This window comes from Thauera terpenica 58Eu, from assembly GCF_000443165.1.
Lineage (GTDB): Bacteria > Pseudomonadota > Gammaproteobacteria > Burkholderiales > Rhodocyclaceae > Thauera > Thauera terpenica.
Map to the genome: position 1 here is coordinate 1 of NZ_ATJV01000112.1, position 1,787 is coordinate 1,787.

Annotated in this window: 1 protein-coding gene; it reads left to right on the forward strand. The window is 66.6% G+C overall.

The window, feature by feature from the left end; all coding sequences use genetic code 11:
• Positions 1 to 1,787, forward strand: a 1,787-nt coding sequence (locus M622_RS37810) for a hypothetical protein (RefSeq protein WP_217995344.1), incomplete at both ends; no start/stop codon positions are given.

A 1,787-nucleotide genomic window follows, 5' to 3' on the forward strand; every position in this document is an offset into this window, starting at 1 on the left:
GTGGTGGTGTGGTCGTCCTACGACCAGGACAGTGCCAGCACCTGGGGTGTTTACGGCCAGCGCTTCGATGCGGCGGGCAACAAGCTCGGCGGCGAGTTCCAGGTCAACGAGAGCACCGCGGGCAGTCAGTACATGTCCGAGGTGAGCGCGCTGTCGAGCGGCGGCTTCGTGGTGAGTTTCTACAATGACAACTACGACGTAGCGGGCAGCGGCACCACGGCCGACGTCTACATCCGCGAATACGATGCCACCGGCGCGGCGGTCGACGGCCAGCGCAAGCTCGAGTCGCCCGACAACAGCACCGCCTACCAGCCGGTGGTGGCTGACCTGGGCAGTGGCAACTTCGCGGTGATCTACAGCAGCTACGCGACCAGCGCCAATGGCGGCAACAACACCCACGAGATCCGTCAGCAACTGTTCGGTGATGCCACTGAGCTGGCGCGTTCGGCCAGCCCGCAGCTGGCGGACTTCACCGGCACGGTCACGTTCGAGGAGAACGCGGTCAATGCCGGCCTGCAGGTGATCGATGCGGCGGTGGGGCTGAGCGACATCGACTCGGCCAACTTTGGCGGTGGCCGGCTCGATCTGTACTACATCCAGGGCGGCAGCGCCGAGGATCAGCTCGGCGTGGTCGATCAGGGCAATGGCGCCGGGCAGATCGGGGTGGCGGGCAACACGGTGAGCTACGGCGGCGTGGTCATCGGCACGGTCAGTGGTGGTTCCAGTGGCGCGAATCTGCGCATCGACCTCGCTGCGGCGGCCACCGTGGACGCGGTGGAGGCGCTGATCCAGCGCCTGGGCTACGGCAACACCGATGCCAATCCGAACCTGAGCCGCACGCTGGGCTTGCGCGTCAGCGACGGCGACGGCGGCACCAGCAACCCCAACGTGCTCACGATCAACGTCACGCCCAACGTGGATGGCGTGGCGCGGGTGTGGGCCGAAGAGGTGGTCAACACCTACACCGCGAGCACGCAGGAGTGGCCGGCGGTGGCGACCCTGGCCGATGGCAGCTATGTGGTGACTTGGGACTCCAACGCTCAGGATGGCAGTCAGGGGGGTATCTACGCCCAACGCTTCGCCAACAACGGCGAGGCGCTGGGGGCGGAGTTCCGCGTCAATACCCTGGTCAATGGCGACCAGAGCTGGGCGCAGATCGCGGCCTTGTCGGACGGCGGCTTCGTCATCAGCTGGCAGGACAGCGCGGGCAATGACGGCAGCGGCTGGGGCAGCTTCGCTCAGCGCTTCGATGCGACGGGGGCAGCGCAGGGCGCGCAGCTGTTGCTCAACACCACGACCTCGGGCACGCAGTACCACAGCAACGTGGCGGGCTACAGCGGCGGTTTTGCTGCGGTGTGGTCCGACGGCAACGACATCTACGCGCAGCGCTTTGACAACGTCGGCGCCAAGCAGGGCGGCGAGACCTTGGTCAGCACTGCGCCGGGCAGCGCCTCGGCGCAATCGGGTGCCCAGTACGTGCCGGACGTGGCCGCCTGGGCCGATGGACGCTACGTCGTCGTGTGGACCGACGCGAGTGCCAACGACGGCAGCGGCGACGGTGTTTTTGCGCGTATCTACAATCCCGGCACGGCTAGCTTCGGCAGCAGCTTCCTGGTCAATACCACAACGGCCGGCAACCAGTCCTACAACGGTTATGGGGAGCATGCTGCCAGCGTGGCGGTGCTCGCCGACGGTGGCTTCGTGGTGGTGTGGTCGTCCTACGACCAGGACAGTGCCAGCACCTGGGGTGTTTACGGCCAGCGCTTCGATGCGGCGGGCAACAAGCT